This is a genomic window from Stenotrophomonas sp. 1337, assembly GCF_031455455.1.
Lineage (GTDB): Bacteria > Pseudomonadota > Gammaproteobacteria > Xanthomonadales > Xanthomonadaceae > Stenotrophomonas > Stenotrophomonas indicatrix.
In genome coordinates this window covers 254,327-272,885 of the sequence record NZ_JAVDSR010000005.1, presented here as the reverse complement: position 1 = coordinate 272,885, position 18,559 = coordinate 254,327, and the positions used below count along the sequence as shown (strand labels likewise).

General features: G+C 65.6%; 17 protein-coding genes. 7 read left to right on the top strand and 10 right to left on the bottom strand.

From position 1 onward, the window contains the following. Positions 1 to 195: 195 nt before the first annotated feature. Positions 196 to 1,563, bottom strand: coding sequence for an adenylosuccinate lyase (gene purB / locus J2X70_RS10165; RefSeq protein WP_279208949.1), 1,368 nt, complete (start codon positions 1,561 to 1,563; stop codon positions 196 to 198). A 289-nt stretch (positions 1,564 to 1,852) separates the two neighbouring features. On the opposite strand from purB, the gene J2X70_RS10160 reads away from it, so the two are divergent. After that, positions 1,853 to 3,292: a class II fumarate hydratase gene (locus J2X70_RS10160; protein WP_059064618.1), complete on the top strand. Its 1,440-nt coding sequence runs from the start codon at positions 1,853 to 1,855 to the stop codon at positions 3,290 to 3,292. Between the two features lie 81 nt (positions 3,293 to 3,373). On the opposite strand, the gene J2X70_RS10155 is transcribed toward J2X70_RS10160, so the two are convergent. From J2X70_RS10155 to J2X70_RS10130, 6 genes are all read right to left on the bottom strand, one after another. Next, complete coding sequence (locus J2X70_RS10155; RefSeq protein WP_032951937.1) at positions 3,374 to 3,799, bottom strand: hypothetical protein; 426 nt, start codon at positions 3,797 to 3,799, stop codon at positions 3,374 to 3,376. Between the two features lie 107 nt (positions 3,800 to 3,906). Further along, a complete protein-coding gene (locus J2X70_RS10150; protein ID WP_218787738.1) occupies positions 3,907 to 4,509 on the bottom strand; it encodes a DUF2884 family protein in 603 nt (200 codons plus the stop codon). 30 nt (positions 4,510 to 4,539) lie between these two features. Beyond that, on the bottom strand, positions 4,540 to 5,424 hold the full coding sequence (locus J2X70_RS10145) for a DUF2807 domain-containing protein (RefSeq protein WP_025876813.1): 885 nt from the start codon (positions 5,422 to 5,424) through the stop codon (positions 4,540 to 4,542). 23 nt (positions 5,425 to 5,447) lie between these two features. Continuing rightward, positions 5,448 to 6,473: a hypothetical protein gene (locus J2X70_RS10140; RefSeq protein WP_025876815.1), complete on the bottom strand. Its 1,026-nt coding sequence runs from the start codon at positions 6,471 to 6,473 to the stop codon at positions 5,448 to 5,450. After that, on the bottom strand, positions 6,470 to 7,360 hold the full coding sequence (locus J2X70_RS10135) for an ABC transporter ATP-binding protein (RefSeq protein ID WP_032976317.1): 891 nt from the start codon (positions 7,358 to 7,360) through the stop codon (positions 6,470 to 6,472). Before J2X70_RS10135 ends, J2X70_RS10140 begins: the two co-directional genes overlap by 4 nt. Continuing rightward, a complete protein-coding gene (locus tag J2X70_RS10130; protein ID WP_012511573.1) occupies positions 7,360 to 7,719 on the bottom strand; it encodes a GntR family transcriptional regulator in 360 nt (119 codons plus the stop codon). Before J2X70_RS10130 ends, J2X70_RS10135 begins: the two co-directional genes overlap by 1 nt. Before the next feature lie 623 nt (positions 7,720 to 8,342). Between J2X70_RS10130 and J2X70_RS10125 the strand changes: the two genes are divergently transcribed. The 5 genes from J2X70_RS10125 to J2X70_RS10105 all read left to right on the top strand — a co-directional run bounded on the left by J2X70_RS10125 (position 8,343) and on the right by J2X70_RS10105 (position 12,303). Continuing rightward, positions 8,343 to 8,930: a glutathione peroxidase gene (locus J2X70_RS10125; protein WP_025876823.1), complete on the top strand. Its 588-nt coding sequence runs from the start codon at positions 8,343 to 8,345 to the stop codon at positions 8,928 to 8,930. Between the two features lie 96 nt (positions 8,931 to 9,026). Further along, the gene (locus J2X70_RS10120; protein WP_025876825.1) at positions 9,027 to 10,004 is read left to right on the top strand and encodes an FKBP-type peptidyl-prolyl cis-trans isomerase; all 978 of its coding nucleotides are present in this window, start codon (positions 9,027 to 9,029) and stop codon (positions 10,002 to 10,004) included. Between the two features lie 23 nt (positions 10,005 to 10,027). Beyond that, positions 10,028 to 11,377, top strand: coding sequence for a UDP-glucose/GDP-mannose dehydrogenase family protein (locus tag J2X70_RS10115; RefSeq protein WP_025876827.1), 1,350 nt, complete (start codon positions 10,028 to 10,030; stop codon positions 11,375 to 11,377). After that, positions 11,370 to 11,609, top strand: coding sequence for a SlyX family protein (locus J2X70_RS10110; RefSeq protein ID WP_025876828.1), 240 nt, complete (start codon positions 11,370 to 11,372; stop codon positions 11,607 to 11,609). The genes J2X70_RS10115 and J2X70_RS10110 overlap by 8 nt, the downstream gene beginning before the upstream one ends. A gap of 10 nt (positions 11,610 to 11,619) precedes the next feature. Next, positions 11,620 to 12,303, top strand: coding sequence for a DUF2058 family protein (locus J2X70_RS10105; RefSeq protein ID WP_032976315.1), 684 nt, complete (start codon positions 11,620 to 11,622; stop codon positions 12,301 to 12,303). A gap of 75 nt (positions 12,304 to 12,378) precedes the next feature. Here the strand turns inward: J2X70_RS10105 and metH are convergent, their stop codons facing one another. Genes metH through J2X70_RS10090 form a run of 3 tightly spaced genes read right to left on the bottom strand, consistent with a single transcriptional unit; the run spans position 12,379 to position 17,149 of the window. After that, the gene (gene metH, locus J2X70_RS10100; protein ID WP_025876832.1) at positions 12,379 to 15,063 is read right to left on the bottom strand and encodes a methionine synthase; all 2,685 of its coding nucleotides are present in this window, start codon (positions 15,061 to 15,063) and stop codon (positions 12,379 to 12,381) included. Positions 15,064 to 15,117: 54 nt separating this feature from the next. Continuing rightward, entirely contained in the window at positions 15,118 to 16,212 is a 1,095-nt protein-coding gene (locus tag J2X70_RS10095) for a homocysteine S-methyltransferase family protein (protein ID WP_059064614.1), read from the bottom strand. A 7-nt stretch (positions 16,213 to 16,219) separates the two neighbouring features. Then, on the bottom strand, positions 16,220 to 17,149 hold the full coding sequence (locus J2X70_RS10090) for a metalloregulator ArsR/SmtB family transcription factor (protein WP_032976312.1): 930 nt from the start codon (positions 17,147 to 17,149) through the stop codon (positions 16,220 to 16,222). Between the two features lie 135 nt (positions 17,150 to 17,284). Here J2X70_RS10090 and J2X70_RS10085 point away from each other — a divergent pair, with 135 nt between their 5' ends. Continuing rightward, on the top strand, positions 17,285 to 18,433 hold the full coding sequence (locus tag J2X70_RS10085) for an acyl-CoA dehydrogenase family protein (RefSeq protein ID WP_025876838.1): 1,149 nt from the start codon (positions 17,285 to 17,287) through the stop codon (positions 18,431 to 18,433). Positions 18,434 to 18,559: the final 126 nt, after the last annotated feature.

The following is an 18,559-nucleotide window of genomic DNA, read 5'->3' as shown; positions in this document are numbered from 1 at the left end:
CGGGTTGGGTTCGCGGGACCGTTGGCGCCATGGATGGCGCCATCGAGCCCCCAGGGACGGGTTTACGGCGTGTCCCGCGAACCCAACCCGCCCCGCCAAACACGGCAAAAACCCAGAGCCGCTTTTGACGTTGCTGTTGCCGTTGCTGTTGCCTGCCGCAGGCAGCGCCCGCGGCCGCCGCCGCAAGGAAAACCCTTAAATCTTCTTCGCCAGCGACTCGGCCAGGCCGGTGTAGCTGCCCGGGGTCATCTCCAGCAGACGCTGCTTGGCATCGGCCGGCAGCTCCAGCCCCTGCACGAAGGTGCGCATGGACTCGGCCGTGATGCCCTGGCCACGGGTGAGCGCCTTCAGCTGCTCGTACGGGTTCGGCAGCCCGTGGCGGCGCATCACCGTCTGCACGGCCTCGGCCAGCACTTCCCACGCCGCATCCAGATCGGCGTCCAGGCGCTGCGGGTTCACTTCCAGCTTGCCCAGGCCCTTGGCCAGCGAATCCAGCGCCACCTGGCTGTGGCCGAACGCGGTGCCCAGCGCGCGCAGCACGGTGGAATCGGTCAGGTCACGCTGCCAGCGGCTGATCGGCAGCTTCGCGCTGAAATGCTCGAACAGCGCGTTGGCGATGCCGAAGTTGCCTTCGGCGTTCTCGAAATCGATCGGGTTGACCTTGTGCGGCATCGTCGACGAACCGACTTCGCCTTCCTTCAGGCGCTGCTTGAAATAGCCCAGCGAGACGTAGCCCCAGATGTCGCGGGCCAGGTCGATCAGGATGATGTTGGCGCGGCGGGCGGCATCACCGATCTCGGCGATGTTGTCGTGCGGCTCGATCTGGGTGGTGTACGGGTTGAACACCAGGCCCAGCCCGGTCACGAAGCGCTCGGCGAAGGCCGGCCAGTCCACATCCGGGTAGCTGGCGATGTGCGCGTTGTAGTTGCCGACGGCGCCGTTGATCTTGCCGGTCAGTTCAACCGCGGCGATCTGCCGGCGCTGGCGTTCCAGGCGGGCGACCACGTTGGCCAGCTCCTTGCCCAGCGTAGTCGGCGAGGCGGTCTGGCCGTGGGTGCGCGACAGCATCGGCTGGCCGGCCTGGGCATGGGCCAGCGTGCGCAGTGCAGTGGCGATGCCGTCCAGGGTCGGCAGCAGCACCTCGCGACGGGCCTGTTCCAGCATCAGGCCGTAGCTGAGGTTGTTGATGTCTTCGCTGGTGCAGGCGAAATGCACGAACTCCAGCGCCGGCGCCAGCTCGGCATCGTCCTTCAGCTGTTCCTTGATGAAGTACTCCACCGCCTTGACGTCATGGTTGGTGGTGCGCTCGATCTCCTTCACGCGCGCGGCCTGGGCCGGGCTGAAGCCGTTGGACAGTGCACGCAGGCGGACGATGGCAGCGTCGGAGAACGCGGCCAGCTCGACGATGCCCGGCTCGGCGGCCAGGGCCAGCAGCCACTCCACTTCGACCGTGACACGGGCCTTGATCAGGCCGTACTCGGAGAAGATCGGGCGCAGGGCGTCGACCTTGCCGGCATAGCGGCCATCGAGCGGGGACAGGGCGAGCAGGGCGGATTCGGACATGTCGGCAGGGCTGGGACGAGCGGCGGGGCCGATATTCTACGACGCGTGGCCTTCGCATGCTCGGTAGCGCCGGGCCATGCCCGGCGGATGGTGGCCGCGCTGCGCGCTCGCCGGGCGCGGCCCGGCGCGGCCCGTTCAATCGGCCCTGCGGATGAAACGATCTGGCCCGTCCTCGCCATCCCACGCTGCGGACAAGGGAGTATCGTTGTCGCAGCCGCCAGCCCGGGAAGCGACACCCTGCCAGCCGCCGCTTTCCTTTCCCCAACTGAAGTAGTGCGGAGTTGATGCAATGAGCAAAGCTGCAAGCAAGCGTGCCCCCAAGGGATTCCGGATCGAGCACGACAGCATGGGCGAGCTGCAGGTGCCTGCCGACGCCCTGTGGGGCGCGCAGACCCAGCGCGCTGTACAGAATTTCCCGGTGTCGGGCCAGCGCATGCCGCGCGGTTTCATCCGTGCGCTGGGCCTGGTCAAGGGCGCTGCCGCCGGCGTCAATGCCGAGCTGGGCCATCTGCCGAAGACCGTGGCCAAGGCCATCCAGTCTGCCGCGGCTGAAGTGGCGGACGGCACGTGGGACGCGCAGTTCCCGATCGACGTCTACCAGACCGGCTCGGGTACGTCCTCGAACATGAATGCCAACGAGGTCATCGCCACCCTGGCCAATCGCGCCGGCAAAGCCGGCAAGACCACCGTGCACCCGAACGATCACGTCAACCAGGGGCAGAGCTCCAACGACGTGATTCCAACGGCGCTGCGCGTGTCGGCCGTGCTGGCCACCCATGAGCAGCTGCTGCCGGCGCTGGTGCACCTGCGCAGGACGCTGGACAAGAAGGGCCGCAGCCTGCGCAAGGTGGTCAAGACCGGCCGCACCCATCTGATGGATGCGATGCCGCTGACCTTCGAACAGGAATTCGGTGCATGGTCGGCGCAGCTGGCCTCGGCCCAGGAGCGCATCGAGGACAGCCTCAAGCGCGTGCGCCGCCTGCCGCTGGGCGGTACCGCCATCGGCACCGGCATCAATGCCGACCCGCGCTTTGGTGCACAGGTTGCCAAGGCGCTGAAGCAGCAGACCGGCTTCAAGTTCGACAGCGCCGAGAACAAGTTCGAAGGCCTGGCCGCGCAGGACGATGCGGTGGAGCTGTCGGGCCAGCTCAATGCGCTGGCGGTAGCCCTGATCAAGATCGCCAACGACCTGCGCTGGATGAACGCCGGCCCGCTGGCGGGCCTGGGCGAGATCGAACTGCCGGCACTGCAGCCGGGGTCCTCGATCATGCCGGGCAAGGTCAATCCGGTGATCCCGGAGGCGACGGTGATGGCCTGCGCGCAGGTGATCGGCCACCACACGGCGATCACCGTGGCCGGCCAGACCGGCAACTTCCAGCTCAACGTCACGCTGCCGCTGATCGCGGTGAACCTGCTCGATGGCATCGGCCTGCTGGCCAATGTGTCGACCCTGCTGGCCGACAGCGCCATTGCCGGCCTGAAGGTGCGCGAGGACCGTGTGGCCGAGGCGCTGGCGCGCAATCCGATCCTGGTGACCGCGCTGAACCCGATCATCGGTTACGAGAAGGCCGCAGCGATTGCCAAGCGTGCCTACAAGGAGCAGCGCCCGGTGCTGGACGTGGCGCTGGAAGACAGTGGCCTGGCCGAAGCCGAGCTGCGCCGCCTGCTGGATCCGGCCGCATTGACGGCCGGTGGCATCCAGGCCGGTGGCGGTGGTGCCGGCGGCTGATCGAGCGGTGTGCGGGCCGAGGTCCGCACCCACTACAGGCGAGAAAGAAGAACGCCGCCCGGGAGGGCGGCGTTGTTGGTTTCAGCGACGGTCGGCGACGATGTTGCCGAAGGTCTCGGTGTAATCCTTGAACTCGGGAATGGTCTGCACCAGGTCCGGCGGAATCACCTGCATGCCCTCCGGCGGCACGATCTTCACCGGCTGCATGTTGGGGTCGGCCGGTGCGGCCACCAGCGTGTTCTGGCGCAGCACCTGCAGCTTGCCGAACATCGTCTGCAGCATCTGCTTCTGTTCGGCGTTGAGCGGGATCAGGATCTCGTCGATCTTCATCTGCCCGTCGGGCAGGATGATGATGTTCGGTGCCGGCTGGCGGCGAACGGTCACGATGCTCTCGCTGACCGAGATCTTGGGTTTGCCACGCTCGGCGCGGTGGTTGCGGTAGTCCTGGTCACAGCCGACCAGGCCCAGGCAGAGCAGGGCGGCCAGCAGCAGAAACAGCTTTTTCATGGCGGTTCGATGAAGTGCATCCGGGGCTGCCATTGTAAGCCCGCCGGGGCGCAGCGGCCGGCAACGCAGGTGCGCGGCCGGCCGGGTGCGCTGATCTGTCACAGGGGTCAGCGGTTGACGACGGTGTCCTTGCCGCAGTCGTCCACATCGCTCTGGTCCATCGTGGCGTAGGGCTTGAACGCCGGCAGCGAGGCAGCCAGGGCCTGCTGGCTGGCCAGCATGGCCGGCATGCGGTCGCAGATGCGCTTGGCCTGCGCTTCGATCTTGGCGGCCTCGGCGTTGATCCGTTTCTCGATGCCTTCGCTGTCACCGCTGAAGATGCCCTTCAGTGCTTCACCGGCGGCGTTGGCGCCGAGCTTGGCACCTGCCAGGCCGACGTCCATGCCGTCCATCGCCACCGCCACCACGTGGCCACGGTAATCAAGCAGCTGGCGACGCTGGCCATCGTCCAGCGCCACCGGCTTGCCACCGATCAGCAGCTGTCCCTGCGGGGTGATCTCCGCGCGTGGCTGGTTGTCGGCCGAGATCTTGATGTTGCCTTCGGCAATTTCCTTGCGGGCGTCATCCATCGCTTCCTTGACGGTCTGGCCGACGCCGCCCGCGGTCTCGGCCACCGCCTTGCCGGCGGTCTTGTCGGGGCTGGACGTGTCGCCGCAGGCGATCAGCGGCAGGCACAGCAGGGCAGCAGGCAGCAGGCGCAGCAGACTCATGGCATTCCCCTCGGATCGGATGGTTGGGCGTTACTTGCCGCGCGGCAGGGTGATGGTGCCGGACACGTTGCGATGCTGGACATCGCCGCTGCCGCTGTGCTCGACGGTGAGGTTGCCGCGCACGCCGTCGACATCGATGTCGCCCGAGCCGTGGCTGCGCACGCGGACGTTGCCGCCGACCTGCTCGATATCGACGTTGCCGGAGCCGACCACGCCGACCTCGACGTTGCCTTGCACCTGCTTGAAGCCGATGTCGCCCGAACCGACGGTATCCAGCCGTGCGTTGCCACGCACGTCGGTCACCTTCAGGTCACCGGAGCCGACCGTGCCGACGCTGGCATCACCGCCGATGTTGCGGGCGTTGACGTCGCCCGAACCCAGCGAGAGCAGGTTGAACGATGCGGCGCCATCAACGTCCAGGTCGCCCGAACCCACGGCGGCATGCACGCTGCCACGGGTGCCGCGGGCGATGCCATCACCGGAGCCCACGTCCATGCTCAGCGACTGCGCGTTCTCGATGCTGCCATCGCCCGAGCCGATCTTGAACTGCAGCGGCAGGTTGTCCGGCACGCTGCCACGGATGTCCAGCCAGGCGTAGCTGTTACCCATCGACAGCGCGTCGCGGCTGTCGCGGCGCAGGCTCACCACCAGCTTGTCGCCCACGCGGCGCTGGTCCAGCACCAGCTGGTCCAGCCAGTCCTTGTTGGACGCGCACGCGCGGCCTTCGAGCTGGCCGCCACCGGTGCTGGCGACCACCTTCAGGTCATGCTGGTTGATCTCGAACACCACCGCTTTGGCACCGGCCGCGTCGATCTTCAACGCGCGCGGCGCGGAGAACTTGCAGTTCGGTGCATCGGCGGCCAGCGCCGACAGCGGCAACAGCAACAGTGCAGTACAGGCAATCAAGGAACGCATGGGTGGTGCCTCCAGGTTGACGATCAGATTTCGCCAGCGCGCTTGCGCAGGCGGATGGCGATGAAGATGAAGGCCACGCCGAAGGCCGCGCCGATCCACAGGTCGGGCATCGCCAGCGACTTGAGCTGGGCAGAGGGCGCCATCAGCGCCACGATCGAGTCCAGATCCTGCCTGGATTCACCGCCACCGGCGCGGTACAGCAGATCCATTCCCGGCATCGCACCCAGCAGCAGGCGGCCGACGATGTGCTGCCAGAACCAGCCGGTGGTCAGGTCGAACAGGTGCATCAGCTTGGTGGTGCTGACGATGATGCCGGCGAACAGCGGCAGCATCACTGCCCAAAGGAACGGCTTGCTCCGTGCCCAGGCCGAGCACAGCAGCAGCCAGCCCGCAGTGGGCAGCGCCCACAGGGCGTACACCGGGATGGACACGAACATGCCCATGACCAGGCTCATCGGATTGGCAGGTCCCACGATCAACTGCATCGCATCGCCGCCGTGGGAGACCACCACCAGGCACAGTATCAGCATGAAAACGAGCAGGGTCAGGCTGGAAGCGATGATGGCGATGAGCGGTGCGACGATCAGTGCACTGAGCACCTTGGACAGTACGGTCTGGGTGTCCGACAGCGGCAGCGACTTCCAGAACAGGATGCTGCGGTCGCGGCGATCGTCATACAGGGCGCCCAGGCAATAGAAGAACACCACAAAGGCAAGCACGATCAGTGGCCAGGACGAGGTCAATACCATCGCCAGGTCCAGGCCGTTGCCCAGGTCGGCCATGTCCTTGGCGCTGATGTCGCGGGTCAGCACGGCCAGATCCAGGCCGTTGATGTTCACGCTCTCGCCGTCGATGTGCAGGCCGCCGTCGCGGGCGGCACGATGCAGGGCGAACAGGCCCAGGCCGATACCGATGCCGCTCATCAGCAGCGAGACGATGCCGGCGATCACCGGGGCGTACAGGAAGCCACCGCGGTTTTCCCAGTATTCGCGCTTGAGCAGCCAGCGCAGGGTGCCTGCGGGACTGACAGGATGGTTGACGGCATTCATGCGTAGGTCCCCTTCATGACAGCGACGAACAGATCGGCAAGGCCGGCGTTGCGGGTTTCACCCAGGCTGGCCAGCTGGCTGCGTGGCACCCCGTCGAACAGCAGGACGGTCTTGCCGAAGGCCTGGCTGCGCTCGTCGATGGGCTTCAGTGCGCGGGCGGTTTCAAGCTGGTCGGCACCGACCAGCAGTTCGGTATAGCGGTCGCCGACTTCGTCCATTTCCGCATTGAGGACGATGCGACCATCGCGGATGAACATCACGTCGGTGAGGATGTGCTCGATCTCTTCCACCTGGTGGGTGGTGACGATGATCGTCTTCTGCTCGTCGAAGTAGTCTTCCAGCAGGCGCTGGTAGAACTCCTTGCGGTACAGGATGTCCAGGCCGAGCGTGGGTTCGTCCAGCACCAGCACCTTGGCGTCGATGGCCATCACCAGTGCCAGGTGCAGCTGCACGATCATGCCCTTGGACAGTTCACGCACGCGCTGCTTCGGCTGCAGCTTGGTGTTGGCCAGGAAGCGTTCGCAACGGGCGCGATCGAAGCGGGGGTGCACGCCGGCGACGAAGTCGATCGCCTCACGCACCTTCAGCCAGCGCGGTAGCACGGCGACATCGGCGATGAAGCAGATGTCGTTCATCAGATCGTCGCGGTGCACGCGCGGGTCACGGCCGAGCACGCTCAGCTCGCCTTCCACCGAGGTCAGGCCGAGCACCGCCTTCAGCGCGGTGGTCTTGCCGGCACCATTGGGACCGATCAGGCCGATGATGCGGCCTGCCGGAATGGAGAAGCTGGCGTTGTCGAGTGCGAGCGTATTCTTGTAAGCCTTGCGAAGGCCACGGGCGGTAATGACAGCGTCGCTTGGCACAGCGGTAGTGGGACTGGCATTCATCAGAATTTCCCCTGGGGCAACAATTCGTCGAGACTCAGGCCCAGTCGCTGGATGCGTTCCAGTACGGCCGGCCATTCTTCATTGAGGAAGCGTTCGCGCTCGCTGCTGCGCAGCTGCGTGGCCGCCTGTTCGGTCATGAACATGCCCAGCCCGCGGCGCTTCTCGACCAGGCCTTCATCGGCCAGCTCCTGGTAGGCGCGCGAAACGGTGATGGGGTTGAGCTGGTAATCGGCGGCCACCTGGCGCACCGAAGGAAGGGCATCGCCCGGCTTGAGGATTCCGTCAAGCATCATGGCGATCACGCGTTCCTTCAGCTGGCGGTAGATGGGAGCGCCGTCGCTCCACTGGATGTCGCTCATATTCAGCTCCGTGGGGTCAGCGGCTGTGCGAACGAGAAATACGGCATGGACAGGGAGCTGTGCAGCCGACGCGGGGGGGAGGGGGAGGGAGCGGCATTCCCTGCCGTGGGTGCTGCTGCGTCCTGCGTACTGTCTTCGGAGAGGGTGGGGGAGGACGCGGCCGGCGGTGCCGGCATCGCCAGCCAGACCAGTACGAACAGGGTTGATACCGCGGTGACCGCGGGGGCGGCAAGGCTGCGACGCATCCGGCTGTTCATGATTCCCCCTGTCTCAGGTGACTGGTGTTGTATGCAACTATAACACCGGCACGCCTGTGTGCAAGTCCTGCCCCCACCCAACTGATGGCAGGGGTGGTCACGGCACCGCAATATTCGTTCAACCGCTTGATATGCATCGAAAAAGAGAAACTGCGGAGGGGCGTTTTCAGTCGGCCTCCCATTCAGCCATGTCCATGCTATGTCATCAGCAGCGGGCTGGGACGCGCGGCAGACTGCTTCCGCCACGCCGTGCAAAGCGCGACAACGCATGCGCTCCAGAGACGTGCAGACCCCGGTGCTATAGTTCGGCCGATTCCCGGCCGGTCACGGCCGGACCCCTGGAATGGCTACCGCGGACCGTCTCCCATGCCTTTGTCGACTGCCTCCTCGCGCCGCCTTCGCGGCCTGTCCCTGTTGACCCTGCTGGCCGCAGGCCTGGCCACGTCGGCCGCCGCTTCGGCCGCCGATCTGCTGGATCTGTCGTACCGGCCGCTGGCGGGCAAGCAGCAGGTCAACCTGCAGCAGCGTTACCACGGGCAGGTGCTGCTGGTGGTCAATACGGCAAGCAAGTGCGGCTATACCCCGCAGTACGAGGGTCTGGAAGCGCTGCAGAAGCAGTACGCCGGCAAGGGATTTGCCGTGCTCGGCTTCCCGTCCAACGATTTCAAGGGGCAGGAGCCGGGTGATGAAAAACAGATCCAGGATTTCTGCACGCTTACCTATGGTGTGAAGTTCCCGATGTTCGAAAAGGTGCACGTGACCGGCGCGCAGGCTACGCCGCTGTATCAGCGCTTGACCGCCGCCACCGGCGTGGCGCCGGCCTGGAATTTCCACAAGTATCTGGTCGGACGCGATGGCACGGTCATTGCCCAGTTCGCCAGCAAGGTCACCCCGGATGATCCGCAGCTGAAAGCGGCCATCGACAAGGCGCTGGCGGCACCGGCCGCACATTGAATGCCGGCACGGATGCCTCGACATCGACGGCATGCGTGCGACAATACGTGTTTTCGCGCCGACGTCGGCGTCCAGTCACTTCCAGGAATGCAGCGAATGAAAATGGGAATGCGCGGCGCCGCGGCGTCGGTTCTGATTCTGGCGATGGGCACCTCCGGTGTCGCCCTGTCGCAACAACCGGCCGCTCCTTCGGCCGCCAAGGAGACCGCACCCTTGAATTCCCCCAAGCAGAAGCTCGGCTACGCCATTGGTCTGGATGTGGCCAAGTCGTTCGCGCCGATCGCCGATGAAATCGATGCAGCCGCGCTGCGCACTGCCGTGGAGCGTTCCTTCGAAGGCCTGCAGCCGCAGATCACCCAGGAACAGGCCAAGGCGACCGATGCCGCCCTGCGCCAGGTGGTGATGGCCCGCAGCGGCCAGCAGGTGCCGGGCGTCGCGCCGGGCTCGCAGCCGGCGAAGGTCGATCGGGTCAAGGTCGCGCAGATGATCGGTGCTTATTCGGTGGGTCCGTCGCTGGCACAGCTGAAGGACGATATCGATACCGCTTCGCTGTTTGACGCGATCAACACTGGCCTGAGCAAGGGCCAGCCGAAGATGAGCGAAGCCGATGCCACTGCCACCATCCAGTCGTTCATGGGTGCCAAGCAGGCCGAGATGCAGGCAAAGGCCGCACAGGCAGCGCAGACCAACCGTCAGGAAGGCAACGCGTTCCTGGCCAAGAACAAGACCCAGCCGGGCGTGGTGACCACCCCGTCGGGCCTGCAGTACCAGGTGATCCGTCCGGGCAGTGGCGAGCGTCCGTTGCCCTCCAGCAAGGTGCGCGTGAACTACGAAGGCAAGCTGCTCAACGGCACGGTGTTCGACAGTTCCGCGGGCCGTGGCCCGGCCGAATTCGGTCTGGACCAGGTCATCAAGGGCTGGACCGAGGGCGTGGCCCTGATGCCGGTCGGCTCGAAGTACCGCTTCTGGATCCCGGGCGAACTGGCATACGGCGAGAACGGCACCCCGGGTGGTCCGATCGGTCCGAACTCCACCCTGACCTTCGACGTCGAGCTGCTGGGCGTTCTGCCGTAAGCCAACACGGAGTCAGCACGGATATGCGCGTTGCGATTTTTGGTACCGGCTACGTAGGTCTGGTGACCGGCACCTGCCTGGCCGACGTTGGCCACCAGGTGGTCTGCGTCGATATCGACCAGGCCAAGGTGGATGGCCTCAACCGGGGCATCATCCCGATCTACGAGCCCGGCCTGGAGCCGATGGTGAAGGCCAACCACGCCGCGTCGCGGTTGGTGTTCACCACCGACGCGGCGACCGCCATCGGCCACGGCCAGGTGGTGTTCATCGCCGTGGGCACGCCGCCGGACGAGGATGGCAGCGCCGATCTGCAGTACGTGCTGGCCGTGGCCCGCACCATCGGTCGGTACATTTCGGTGCCGACCGTGGTGGTCAACAAGTCGACGGTGCCGGTAGGCACCGCCGACAAAGTGCGTGCGGCCATTGCCGAGGAGCTGGCGGCGCGTGGGGCGGATATCGCCTTCGATGTGGTGTCCAACCCCGAATTCCTGAAGGAAGGCGACGCCGTTGCCGACTGCATGCGGCCTGACCGCATCATCATCGGTGCGACCAGCGCCGAGTCGGTCGCCGTGATGCGTCGCCTGTACGCACCGTTCAATCGCAACCACGATCGCGTGGTGGAGATGGACGTGCGTTCGGCCGAGCTGACCAAGTACGCCGCCAATGCAATGCTGGCAACCAAGATTTCGTTCATGAATGAAATCGCCAACATCGCCGAGCGCGTGGGCGCCGACGTCGAGCAGGTCCGCCAGGGCATCGGTTCGGATCCGCGTATTGGCTGGCACTTCATCTATCCGGGTGCCGGTTATGGCGGTTCGTGTTTCCCCAAGGACGTGCAGGCACTGGCGCGCACCGCGCAGCAGGCCGGCCTGGAGCCGAAGCTGCTGAACGCGGTGGAGGCGGTCAATGAATCGCAGAAGGGGCACCTGTTTGCCCTGATCCAGCGCCACTACGACAAGGGCGAAGACGAAGGCGTGCGCGGCAGGACATTCGCCGTGTGGGGCCTGGCGTTCAAGCCGAACACCGATGACATGCGCGAGGCCTCCAGCCGCCGCCTGCTGGCCCAGTTGTGGGAAGGCGGTGCGACAGTGCGCGCCTACGATCCGGAGGCGATGCATGAATCGCAGCGGATCTTCGGCGAGCGCGACGATCTGGTGTTCTGTGACAGCGCCGACGATGCGCTGCAGGGCGCCGATGCACTGGTCGTGGTGACCGAGTGGAAGCAGTTCCGCAGCCCCGATTTCCAGATGCTGCGCGAGCGGCTGAAGGATGCGGTGGTGTTCGACGGCCGCAATCTGTACGAGCCGGCTGAAGTCGAGGCCGCCGGCCTTGCGTATTACGGCATTGGCCGGGGGCGTTCGCTGCATGTCTGAAGTACCGACCGAACGTGAGCAGGCGCTGGAAGCGCGCCTGGTCGAGCTGGAGATGCGCGTGTCCTTCCAGGAACACGCGCTGGCCGAACTGAGCGATGCACTTGCAGACGCGCGCATGGAAGGCAGCCGCAATGCCGGCATCCTGCGCGTGCTGCTGGAAGACCTGGGCAAGGTCCGCAATGCATTGAATTCTTCTGATCCGGCGAGCGAACCGCCGCCGCCGCACTACTGATCCATATCCTATGAGCGATACCCTCCGCGACCAGCTGATGGGCCTGGGCTTCAAGCCCGCGCCCAAGCCCGAGCGCAAGAATGATGCCCCCCGCCGTGATGGCCGCCCGCAGGGCAAGGGTGGCGCTGGCAATGGAAAGCCGCAGCACGCTGGCAAGGGCGAACACAAACCCGGCGAGCGGCGGGCGCATGGCAATGGCGGCCCGGGCAAGCCTGGCCAGCAGCGTGGCCAGGGCCACGGGCAGGGGCCGCGCAAGCCGCGTACCGCCGAGGAAATGGATCTGGCCAAGGCTTACGCGATCCGTGCGCAGCGGGAGAAGGAAGAGCGCATCGAGACCGAGCGCCTGAAGCAGGAAGAAGCCCGCCAGCGCCGCGAGGCCAAGGTGAAGCTGGAAGAACTGCTGAAGGACAAGAGCCTGAATGCTGAGGCGGCCGATATCGCGCGCCACTTCCCGTACGGTGGCAAGATCAAGCGCATCTACGTCACCGCCGAGCAGCTCAAGGCACTCAATGCCGGTGAACTGGGCGTGGTCCAGCTCAACGGTCGCTACCTGCTGGTGACGGCTGAAGTCCTGGCCCAGTCTGAAGCGGTGTTCGCCGCTTCGGTGGCGTTGAAGGTCGACCCGAATGCACCGGCCGAGGACGATCCCTACGCCGACCCGCAGTACCAGGTGCCCGACGACCTGGTCTGGTAAGCACCGACAAAAAGGGGACGGAGGGGATTAAGTCGTTTGTGCCAAGTACGACTTAATCCCCTCCGTCCCCTTTTTTCATTCCGGATCGTAGTCGAGGTTGGACGCCAGCCAGCGTTCGGCCTGGGCACGGTCCACGCCCTTGCGGCGTGCGTAGTCGGTGACCTGCTCGCGACCGAGGCGGCCGACCACGAAATACTGGCTCTGCGGGTGGCTGAAGTAGTAGCCCGACACCGCCGCGGTCGGCAGCATCGCGAAGCTCTCGGTCAGTTGCATGCCAGCGTTGGTTTCCGCGCCCAGCAGGTCGAACAACCGGCGTTTTTCGCTGTGCTCGGGGCAGGCGGGGTAACCGGGCGCGGGGCGGATGCCGCGGTACTTTTCGTCGATCAGCGCTTCGTTGTCGAGCGTTTCGGCGTGGTCGTACCCCCAGAATCCGGTGCGTACGCGCTGGTGCAGGCGTTCGGCCAGGGCTTCGGCAAAGCGGTCGGCGAGGGCCTTCAGCAGGATTGCGTTGTAGTCGTCGTGGTCGGCCTCGAAACGGGCCACGTGCGCGTCGATGCCGATGCCGGCGGTCACTGCGAAGGCGCCGATCCAGTCCTGCTTGCCGCTGTCGGCCGGGGCGATGAAATCGGCCAGGCAGAAATCCGGGCGTTCGGCGGGCTTGTCCACCTGTTGCCGCAGGAAGTGCAGGGTGGCCTCGCCATCGGGATGCTGCACGCGTACGTCGTCACCGATGCTGTTGGCAGGCCACAGGCCGAACACGGCCTTGGCCCGCAGCCACTTCTCGTTGACGATGCGGTCGAGCATCGCGCGCGCGTCCTGGTACAGCTCGCTGGCCTGGGTGCCGACGATTTCATCGGTGAGGATGGCCGGGTACTTGCCGGCCAGCTCCCACGCCTGGAAGAACGGCGTCCAGTCGATGTAAGGCACCAGCTCGGCCAGCGGGTAGTCATCGAATACATGCAGGCCCGGCTGCTTCGGTGCGGGTGGCGTGTACGCCTGCCAGTCGCACTGGAACTTCTGGCCACGTGCATGTTCCAGCGACACCAGGCGCTTGGCGTCACCGCGGTTGCGGTGGCGGGTGCGGATCTCGGCGTAGTCCGCCTCGTTGGCGGCGACGAACGCATCCCGCAGCTCGCGCGAGATCAGCGACTGCGCCACGCCCACGGCGCGCGAGGCGTCCTTCACCCAGACCGTCGGGGCTTTGTAGTGCGGGTCGATCTTCAGCGCGGTGTGCGCACGCGAGGTGGTCGCGCCGCCGATCATCAGTGGCAGGTCAAAGCCCTGCCGCTGCATTTCACGGGCGACATGGCTCATTTCTTCCAGTGACGGCGTGATCAGGCCGGACAGGCCGATGATGTCGGCCTGGTGCTCGCGGGCGGCATCGAGGATCTTCTGCGCCGGCACCATCACGCCCAGATCGATCACTTCGAAGTTGTTGCAGGCCAGCACCACGCCCACGATGTTCTTGCCGATGTCGTGCACATCGCCCTTCACCGTGGCCATGATGATCTTGCCGTTGCTCTTGGCGGTGTCGCCGCTGCGGGCCTTTTCGGCTTCGATGTAGGGCAGCAGGTAAGCCACTGCCTTCTTCATCACACGTGCCGATTTCACCACCTGCGGCAGGAACATCTTGCCGGCACCGAACAGGTCGCCGACCACGTTCATGCCGGCCATCAGCGGGCCTTCAATGACGTCCAGTGGGCGGCTGGAACGTTGCCGGGCTTCTTCGGTATCGGCGTCGACCCAGGCATCCAGGCCATGCACCAGCGCATGCGCCAACCGTGCGTCCACCGGCTTCTCACGCCAGGCCAGGTCTTCGGTCTTCGCCGCGCCCTTGCTGCCCTTGTAGCGCTCGGCGATTTCAAGCAGGCGCTCGGTGGCATCAGAGCGGCGGTTGAGGATCACGTCCTCCACGCGCTCGCGCAGTTCCGGCTCCAGCTCGTCGTAGATCGGCATGGCGCCGGCGTTGACGATGCCCATGTCCATGCCCGCGGCGATCGCGTGGTACAGGAACACCGAGTGGATCGCCTGGCGCACGGTTTCGTTGCCGCGGAACGAGAACGAAACGTTGGACACGCCGCCGGACACATGGCAGTGCGGCAGCGTCTGCTTGATGATGCGGGTGGCTTCGATGAAGTCGACCGCGTAGTTGTCATGCTCTTCAATGCCGGTGGCGACGGCGAAGATGTTCGGGTCGAAGATGATGTCCTGTGGCGGGAAGCCGATTTCATCGACCAGCAGGCGATAGGCGCGGGTGCAGATTTCAACCTTGCGTGCGCAGGTGTCGGCCTGCCCGCTCTCATCGAAGGCCATCACCACTGCGGCCGCACCGTAGCGCAGCACTTTGCGCGCGTGCTCGCGGAACAGGTCCTCGCCTTCCTTCAGCGAGATCGAATTGACCACGCTCTTGCCCTGCAGGCACTTCAGGCCAGCCTCGATCACGCTCCACTTGGAGGAATCGACCATTACCGGGATGCGGGCGATGTCCGGCTCGGACATGATCAGGTTGAGGTAGCGGGTCATCGCCGCTTCCGAATCGATCAGGCCCTCGTCCATGTTGACGTCGAGGATCTGTGCGCCGCTGGCCACCTGCTGCCGGGCCACGTCCACCGCTTCTTCGTAACGGCCTTCCTTGATCAGCTTGCGGAACTGCGCGCTGCCGGTGACGTTGGTGCGTTCGCCGACATTGACGAACAGCAGATCCGGGGTGATGACCAGCGGTTCCAGGCCGGACAGGCGGGTAGGGCGGACAGGCGTCATGATCGGCGGCAACTCAGCGGCAACAGGGGGACGTGCGGGAGGGGGTGGAGGTGTTCATGCCGCCTGCACCTGGGCGGCAGGCAGGGCGCGGGGCGGCAGCCCGGCCACCGCCAGCGCGATCGCGCGGATGTGGTCCGGCGTGGAGCCACAGCAGCCGCCGACCAGGTTGAGCAGGCCATCTTCGGCAAAGCCACGCAGGGTGGCGGCCATTTCCTCGGGTGTTTCGTCGTACTCACCGAATGCATTGGGCAGGCCGGCGTTGGGATGGGCACTGACGTAGCAGTCCGACACCTGCGACAGCGTTTCCACGTGCGGACGCATGGCATCGGCGCCGAGTGCGCAGTTCAGGCCGATCGACAACGGCCGTGCATGCGCGAGTGACGCCTGGAACGCCTCGGCGGTCTGTCCGGACAGGGTGCGCCCGGAAGCATCGGTGATGGTGCCGGAAATCATGATCGGCAGCCGCGCGCCACGTGCATCGAAGGCCTCCTCGATGGCGTACAGCGCAGCCTTGGCGTTGAGCGTATCGAAGATGGTCTCGACCATGATCGTGTCGGCGCCACCATCGATCAGGCCATCGATGGCTTCGCGGTAGGTGCCGCGCAGCTCATCGAAACTGGTGTTGCGGAAGCCGGGATCGTTGACGTCCGGGCTGATCGAAGCGGTGCGGCTGGTCGGGCCGAGCACGCCGATGACGAAGCGCGGCTTGTCCGGTGTGGTGGCCGCCACCGCATCGCAGCAGGCACGTGCGACGGCCGCACCCGCCTTGTTCAGCTCGTACACCAGGTGTTCGAGGTGGTAGTCGGCCTGGCTGACCGAGGTGGCGTTGAAGGTGTTGGTTTCCACCAGGTCCGCGCCCGCTTCCAGGTAGGCGGTGTGGATGCCGGCGATGACCTCCGGCCGGGTCAGCAGCAACAGGTCGTTGTTGCCCTTCAGGTCGTGGCCTTCGGGTGTGCCGCCGTGGTCGCAGCCGGGCCCATGGGCGTGGTCGTAACCGCCGGCGAAGCGCTCGCCCCGGTAATCCTCTTCCTGCAGGCCGTGGCGCTGGATCATCGTTCCCATCGCGCCGTCGATGATCAGGATCCGATCACGCAGGGCAGCGAGCAGCGATTCCACGCGTTCCGGGTGCAGCCAGGGCAATGCGGGCATGTCGACCTCAGGGTTTGTTGGCGATCAGCGAGATCACTTCGAAATGCGGCGGGCGCTTTTCGCGGGTGACCGTTTCCAGGTTGGAGACCTGCAGGCCGGCCTTGTCGACGAACTTCTTCAGCTCCTTGTCGCTGAAGCCGAGGTTGACATGGCCATAAGCATCGACCGCGGCCTTGTGCTCGTGGCGGGCCAGGCTGCACAGCAGCAGGCGACCGCCCGGGCGCAGCACGCGCGCGGCCTCGGTGACCGCCTGCGCCGGTTTGCTGGCGTAGGTCAGGGCGTGCATCAGCACCACCAGGTCGAAGCTGCGGTCCTTGAAGGGCAGGGCATGCATGTCGCCCTCGCGGACTTCCACGTTCGGCAGGCGGCGCAGGCGTTCGCTGGCGGCGGCCACCACGCGCGCACTGGTATCGATGCAGATGTAGCGCCTGGCGTGCGGGGCGACCAGTTCGGCCAGCACACCGTCGCCGGAGGCGATATCCAGCACGTCGCCGGTTTCCAGCAATGGCAGCGCGGTGCGCGCCAGCGCTTCCCAGGTGCGGCCCGGGGAGTAGTGGCGCTCCATGTCGCCGGCCACGCTGTCGGCCCAGTTCTGGTCGGCCGCGCGGTGGGCGAGCACCGCCGCTACCCGTTCAGCATCCTGGCGCAGCAACGGGTCGTCGCTTCCGTTGCTCAGGGCATGCCACAATGCACGCTGCGCCGGGTCCAGCTGGGCTTCGTCGAAGCGGTAGTAGGCCGACACGCCCGCACGGCGGTCGCGCACAAGGCCGGCTTCCTTCAGGCGCGCCAGATGAGTCGATACCCGCGGCTGCGCCAACCGGGTGATGGCCGAAAGCTCGGCCACGGTCAGCTCTTCCTGCTCCAGCAGCGCCAGCAGGCGCACGCGGGTAGCATCGGCGAACACCTTCAGGCGGGTCGACCAGTCTTCCAGATCCATAAGTATCCACCTATCGCGATATAGAGATATATTCGCCGACGGCACCCCTTCCGGTCAAGTCGCAGCTCCCCACGAGTCAGCCGCCGATGGCCGGCCCCCGGTACAATCGGCGAACCATTTTCCCGGGAGGGTGTTGTGGATTTCAGCTTTACCGAAGAGCAGTTGATGCTGCAGGACGTTGCGCGCCGGATCGCGCAGGAAAAGATCGCCCCGAGCGCGGAGCACCATGACCGTACCGGTGAGTTCCCGCTGGACAACATCCGCCTGCTGGGCGAAAACGGCCTGATGGGCATCGAAGTGCCGACCGAATACGGTGGCGCGGGCATGGACCCGATCGCGTACGTGCTGGCGATGGTGGAGGTCGCCGCCGGTGATGCTGCGCATTCGACCATCATGTCAGTCAACAATTCGCTGTTCTGCAACGGCATCCTGACCCATGGCAGCGAAGCGCAGAAGCAGAAGTACGTGCGCGCCATCGCCGAAGGCGAGGCCATCGGTGCATTCGCGCTGACCGAGCCACAGTCGGGCTCGGACGCAACTGCCATGCGTTGCCGCGCGGTCAAGCAGGCCGACGGCAGCTATGTCATCAATGGCAAGAAGAGCTGGATCACTTCCGGCCCGGTGGCCAAGTACATCGTGCTGTTCGCGATGAGCGAGCCGGACAAGGGCGCGCGTGGCATCACCGCGTTCATGATCGACACCGACAAGGCCGGTTTCGGCCGCGGCAAGACCGAACCGAAGCTGGGCATCCGTGCCTCGGCTACCTGCGAGATCGAGTTCAACGATTACGTGGCGCAGCCAGAAGACGTGCTGGGGCAGGAAGGCGAGGGCTTCAAGATCGCCATGGGCGTGCTTGACGCCGGCCGCATCGGCATTGCCTCGCAGGCGGTCGGCATCGCGCGTGCCGCCTATGAAGCGACCCTGGAGTACGTGAAGGACCGCAAGGCCTTCGGTGCGGCCATCGGTACCTTCCAGATGACCCAGGCGAAGATTGCCGACATGAAGTGCAAGCTGGATGCGGCGCTGCTGCTGACCCTGCGTGCGGCATGGGTGAAGGGCGAGGGCAAGCGCTTCAGCAACGAGGCCGCCATCGCCAAGCTGACCGCTTCGGAAGCGGCGATGTGGATCACCCACCAGGCCGTACAGATCCATGGCGGCATGGGCTATTCCAAGGAAATGCCGCTGGAGCGCTACTTCCGTGATGCCAAGATCACCGAGATCTACGAAGGCACCTCTGAAATCCAGCGCCTGGTGATTGCCCGCAACGAAACCGGGCTGCGTTGATTTTCCTGCGCCGCGCCGCTGCAATGGCGGCGCGGCAGTAGATCCACGCCATGCGTGGATGGCGTTGTGCCCAGATGGCATGCCCCTCTGGCTTTCCAGGATGCATGCTGCTGCAATGCGGATCGT

Excerpts from the sequence above, each read along its gene's own strand:
- J2X70_RS10115 (WP_025876827.1), top strand. The coding sequence starts at position 10,028 with ATGCGCGTTGCGATTTTTGGTACCGGCTACGTAGGTCTGGTGACCGGC.
- J2X70_RS10130 (WP_012511573.1), bottom strand. The coding sequence starts at position 7,719 with ATGAGCGACATCCAGTGGAGCGACGGCGCTCCCATCTACCGCCAGCTG.
- J2X70_RS10150 (WP_218787738.1), bottom strand. The coding sequence starts at position 4,509 with ATGAGTCTGCTGCGCCTGCTGCCTGCTGCCCTGCTGTGCCTGCCGCTG.
- purB (WP_279208949.1), bottom strand. The coding sequence starts at position 1,563 with ATGTCCGAATCCGCCCTGCTCGCCCTGTCCCCGCTCGATGGCCGCTAT.
- metH (WP_025876832.1), bottom strand. The coding sequence starts at position 15,063 with ATGACGCCTGTCCGCCCTACCCGCCTGTCCGGCCTGGAACCGCTGGTC.
- J2X70_RS10155 (WP_032951937.1), bottom strand. The coding sequence starts at position 3,799 with ATGAAAAAGCTGTTTCTGCTGCTGGCCGCCCTGCTCTGCCTGGGCCTG.
- J2X70_RS10145 (WP_025876813.1), bottom strand. The coding sequence starts at position 5,424 with ATGCGTTCCTTGATTGCCTGTACTGCACTGTTGCTGTTGCCGCTGTCG.
- J2X70_RS10140 (WP_025876815.1), bottom strand. The coding sequence starts at position 6,473 with ATGAATGCCGTCAACCATCCTGTCAGTCCCGCAGGCACCCTGCGCTGG.
- J2X70_RS10125 (WP_025876823.1), top strand. The coding sequence starts at position 8,343 with ATGCCTTTGTCGACTGCCTCCTCGCGCCGCCTTCGCGGCCTGTCCCTG.
- J2X70_RS10110 (WP_025876828.1), top strand. The coding sequence starts at position 11,370 with ATGTCTGAAGTACCGACCGAACGTGAGCAGGCGCTGGAAGCGCGCCTG.
- J2X70_RS10160 (WP_059064618.1), top strand. The coding sequence starts at position 1,853 with ATGAGCAAAGCTGCAAGCAAGCGTGCCCCCAAGGGATTCCGGATCGAG.
- J2X70_RS10135 (WP_032976317.1), bottom strand. The coding sequence starts at position 7,360 with ATGAATGCCAGTCCCACTACCGCTGTGCCAAGCGACGCTGTCATTACC.
- J2X70_RS10120 (WP_025876825.1), top strand. The coding sequence starts at position 9,027 with ATGAAAATGGGAATGCGCGGCGCCGCGGCGTCGGTTCTGATTCTGGCG.
- J2X70_RS10095 (WP_059064614.1), bottom strand. The coding sequence starts at position 16,212 with ATGCCCGCATTGCCCTGGCTGCACCCGGAACGCGTGGAATCGCTGCTC.
- J2X70_RS10090 (WP_032976312.1), bottom strand. The coding sequence starts at position 17,149 with ATGGATCTGGAAGACTGGTCGACCCGCCTGAAGGTGTTCGCCGATGCT.
- J2X70_RS10105 (WP_032976315.1), top strand. The coding sequence starts at position 11,620 with ATGAGCGATACCCTCCGCGACCAGCTGATGGGCCTGGGCTTCAAGCCC.